This is a genomic window from Candidatus Chordibacter forsetii, assembly GCF_964187505.1.
GTDB classification, from domain to species: domain Bacteria; phylum Verrucomicrobiota; class Verrucomicrobiia; order Opitutales; family Seribacteraceae; genus Chordibacter; species Chordibacter forsetii.
The window spans coordinates 1-3853 of sequence record NZ_CAXLML010000112.1 but is presented as its reverse complement, the minus strand read 5'-3'; the positions used below and the strand labels follow the sequence as shown (position 1 = coordinate 3853).

Here is a 3853-nt window from a genome sequence, read left to right as displayed (position 1 = left end):
TCGGCAACCTTCTTGTGCCCCTCTGATGTGTTGTAAGTTAATTCAATAGGAGGTAGTCGCTCCAATCCTTTTTCTGATAAATAGGAATCGAGCAAACGCCTGGCCTTTTTCGGGTCGTAAAGAAACTGTGGCTGTGGATAAAAACCACCTGTGCCAGGAGGTGTAAAGGTATTTGCGGGTGTTTGTCCGCCTTTTAGAACTTTATCGACCAGTCGTTGACGATCGATTGCCAGGCTAAAAGCTTGGCGAACCCGAAGATCGTCAAACGGGGGAGATTTTAAGTTGAATCGATAAAAATATGTCCCGAGATAAGGTTCGAAGTGAAGTTCATCGGGATACTTTTCTTTCAAATAATCAATGCGATCCGCGGATACACTCTGAGTTAAGTGTAGAAAGCCGGCCCGATAAGCCCGCTCCTCGGTATCAACTGATTCGATGGGGTAGAAACGAATGCCTTCGAGTCGAACGGATGAAGCATCCCAATAGCCTTCATTCTTTCCTACCGCGATGACCGAATTAATTTGATGCTCGATCAATTGAAAGGGTCCATTGCTTACAAAGTTACCTGGCTTGGTCCATGGAGTCCCCATTTTTTCAAAGGCATCAAATTTTTCAAGGGTGGGGCGGTGGACCGGAAACCAGGAATAATGATTAAGCAATTCCAAGAAGTATGGAATCGGATGTTCCAAGGTAATTTTCAAAGTATAATTATCAATCGCTTCGGCTCCCACATTGGCTTCCTCCCAAGACTTTTTTCCTTCATGGTATAGTTTGGCGTTTTTTAGCGGATGAAGCATGGAAGCATACTGAGCTCCGAGATTCGGATTGAGGATACGACGAAAGGAATAAACAAAATCATGAGCAGTTACCGGATCTCCATTGCTCCAGAGTGCATTCTCTCGGAGATGAAAAAGGTAGGTTTTCCCCTCTTCCAACTTCTCCCATCTTTGGGCGACCCCAGGGACGGGTTTTAGGGTTTCAGGATGCTCACTTACCAAACCCTCAAGCAAGGCAGATAGAATATTGTGAGCGGCCACACTGGTCGCCAAGTGAGGATCCAGGTGCTGTGGTTCCGCACCCAATCCAAAGTGTAGGATATTCTCGTTCAGTGCAGTCTCGACATTAGAGGGCTTGGAGCATCCCTGAACGAACCATGCTACGCAAAGACATCCGACCAATGCGATTAAAGGATGAAATTTATGGAATATTAATACTGTGCACATAAAATATGTATCCGACAAATACGAGACAGGCGGTCAGGCTTGGCAAGCAAAAGGATGGATAAATGTTCAGGTTTTAGGTGTTTGTCTTTACTCCGATGAGAGATTCGAAGTATGAATTTCTTTTTCTGAATGCGCGATTACTTCATTCGTAGGTTGCTTTTGATTCCTCCCGTATTGGTAGGGATTAGCTTGTTGGTATTTGCTTTGACACGGATGGCCCCCGGTGGACCGATCGAACAGGCGATGATGCAGATGCAACAAGTGAGCGAGGAAGGCGGGGGTGGACGCAGTCCTGGAACCGAGCAAGCTCTTTCAGCAGCACAGTTATTGCAGATGAAAAGGCTTTACGGATATGATAAGCCTGTCTGGGAAGCGTATTTAATTTGGTTAGGTTTAAGGCCTAGAGAAATTGAATTTCGTGAGGTTCGATTTTCGGATAATAAACAAAAGATTAGCGAACGGATCAGTTTGCCAAACTTTCATCTCGTTCGTTTGGATTGGAATGGGGATGGGTATGTGAGCCGGGAGGAAATTCCGGAACATCTCAAACGGGCAATACCTTTTAAGGAATTCGATCACAATAAGGATGGCCGGATTGACGGGTGGGAGGCAGATTCTCGTAGTGGATGGGTTAGGAAAGCCCGTGAAAGTGTAGATTTACTAAGAGGCGAAGCTGGTAGCGTGAAGATCTTGAATCGTTCCTCTCTTTTGGGAAATTGGCAGGTTCGAATGCGTGATGCAGAAAACAGCAAATTTGCGGTACCAATTGCCGAGTTGTATCTGGAAAAGTATGCCGGTGTATTTCAGGGAAACCTTGGGAAATCCATTCGTTTTGGAGAACCGGTGATCTCGGTTATCGCTGAACGCCTTCCTGTTTCAACCTATTTTGGAGTCCTTACTTTTTTATTGAGCTATTTTGTTTGTATACCTTTGGGAGTCTTTAAGGCATTAAGGCACAAGACAGGGTGGGACGATTTTTCCTCCGTAGTTGTATTTATTGGATATGCTGTTCCAGGGTATGCCTTGGGATCTTTGTTGTTGCTCTTCTTCTCTGTCAAACTCGACTGGTTACCCATGAGTGGGCTAACCTCACCTGGTGCCGAGGCAATGAGTCCGTGGGAGCAAACCTTGGATCTGTTCGCTCATACGATTCAACCGCTGGCTTGTTATTTAATTGGCGGATTTGCCTTTGTTACCATGTTGATGAAAAACCACCTGCTCGACCATCTTGCTGCCGATTATGTCAGGACAGCCATGGCTAAGGGGCTTTCTTTTTCCCAGGCTGTTCGAAGGCATGCCTTACGCAATTCGCTTGTTCCCATGGCCACCAATGTCGGGCACCAAGTGACTTTATTTGTAACGGGTTCTTTTCTGATTGAAACGATTTTTGATATCGATGGATTTGGGCTTTTGGGATTTAACGCGGTAATTGATCGGGACTATCCGGTGGTTATGGGAGTGCTTGGATTGTCCGCCTGCTTAATGTTGTTGGGTAATGTGCTTGCAGATGCTCTCGTGGCGTGGGCGGATCCTCGAGTACGCTTTGAGGGATGATGAGAATAACCCTTAACCCTTTAACCTTACGAAAGCTTCAACGCTTTCGCTCCCTGCGTCGCGGTTATTGGTCATTTATCTTTTTGTTTGGTGCTTTTTTTCTTAGCTTGTGTGCTGAGTTGGTCGTAAATAAACGGGCTTTAATTGTATATTATGAAGGCGAATATTTTTTCCCTTCCTATGGAGCTCAAATTCCTGGAGATCACTTTGGTTTAGGTTATAGTTACGAAACTAATTATCGAGAACTCAAACGGGTTTTTCACCAACGAGCAGAAGGCAACTGGCTCCTTTTACCACCCGTTCCCTATGATCCCTATGAGATGGACTATCGAGCAGCTGATTCCACCGGTTTCTCACCTCCAAATTGGGAAAGCCGACACCTTTTGGGTACGGATAAGACTGAAAGAGATGTGCTCGCCCGATTGGTCTACGGGTTCCGTATTACTTTTGCCTTTGCCCTGGGCTATCTTTTTTTAACTTATTTGTTGGCTATTCTGGCTGGGTCTGTTCTTGGCTATTTTGGGGGTAAAGTTGATATGTTCGGATTGCGCCTCGTTGAGGTCTGGTCGAATGTCCCCTTTCTTTACATGGTGATCATCCTTGTATCCGTGATGCCCGGGTGGTGGGGACTCACTTGGCAGATATCTTCCCTGCTTTTGATTATGGTTTTGTTTAGCTGGACTGGAATGACTTATTATGTTCGTTCTGCTATTTACAAAGAAAAAGCCAAGGACTATGTGGCTGCTGCTCAGGTAATTGGAGCGGGGTCGGGAAGGATTATTCTTCGGCATCTCCTGCCAAATGTTATTTCCACCTTGGTTACTTTTGCTCCTTTTACTGTTGCTGCGGCAATATCCTCAATTACCGCATTAGATTTTCTTGGCTATGGTCTGCCCGCACCGACGCCTAGTTGGGGTGAATTGCTCAAGCAGGGGGTGAATAACCTTAGGACTGCCCCGTGGATTGTTTCGTCCGCCGCCGGGGCACTTGTACTCACCCTTACCTTGGTTACCTTCGTCGGAGAAGCGATCCGAGAAGCTTTTGACCCCAAAAAATTTTCCACTTACCAATGAACA

The 3853-nt window shown here is 45.9% G+C and carries 3 protein-coding genes; 2 read left to right on the top strand and 1 reads right to left on the bottom strand.

The genetic code is table 11. From position 1 onward, the window contains the following. A partial coding sequence (locus ACKPQ4_RS05195; RefSeq protein WP_407680142.1) for a peptide ABC transporter substrate-binding protein occupies nt 1-1223 on the bottom strand: 1223 nt, incomplete at its 3' end. A 129-nt stretch (nt 1224-1352) separates the two neighbouring features. Here ACKPQ4_RS05195 and ACKPQ4_RS05190 point away from each other — a divergent pair. Together ACKPQ4_RS05190 and ACKPQ4_RS05185 are read left to right on the top strand one after the other, a co-directional pair. After that, a complete protein-coding gene (locus ACKPQ4_RS05190) occupies nt 1353-2777 on the top strand; it encodes an ABC transporter permease subunit (RefSeq protein WP_407680141.1) in 1425 nt (474 codons plus the stop codon). After that, the gene (locus tag ACKPQ4_RS05185) at nt 2774-3850 is read left to right on the top strand and encodes an ABC transporter permease subunit (protein WP_407680140.1); all 1077 of its coding nucleotides are present in this window, start codon (nt 2774-2776) and stop codon (nt 3848-3850) included. Before ACKPQ4_RS05190 ends, ACKPQ4_RS05185 begins: the two co-directional genes overlap by 4 nt. The last annotated feature ends 3 nt before the right edge of the window (nt 3851-3853 follow it).

What these genes read in the sequence shown, in the direction of transcription:
- ACKPQ4_RS05185 (WP_407680140.1), top strand. Translation starts at nt 2,774, where the DNA reads ATGATGAGAATAACCCTTAACCCTTTAACCTTACGAAAGCTTCAACGC.
- ACKPQ4_RS05190 (WP_407680141.1), top strand. Translation starts at nt 1,353, where the DNA reads ATGCGCGATTACTTCATTCGTAGGTTGCTTTTGATTCCTCCCGTATTG.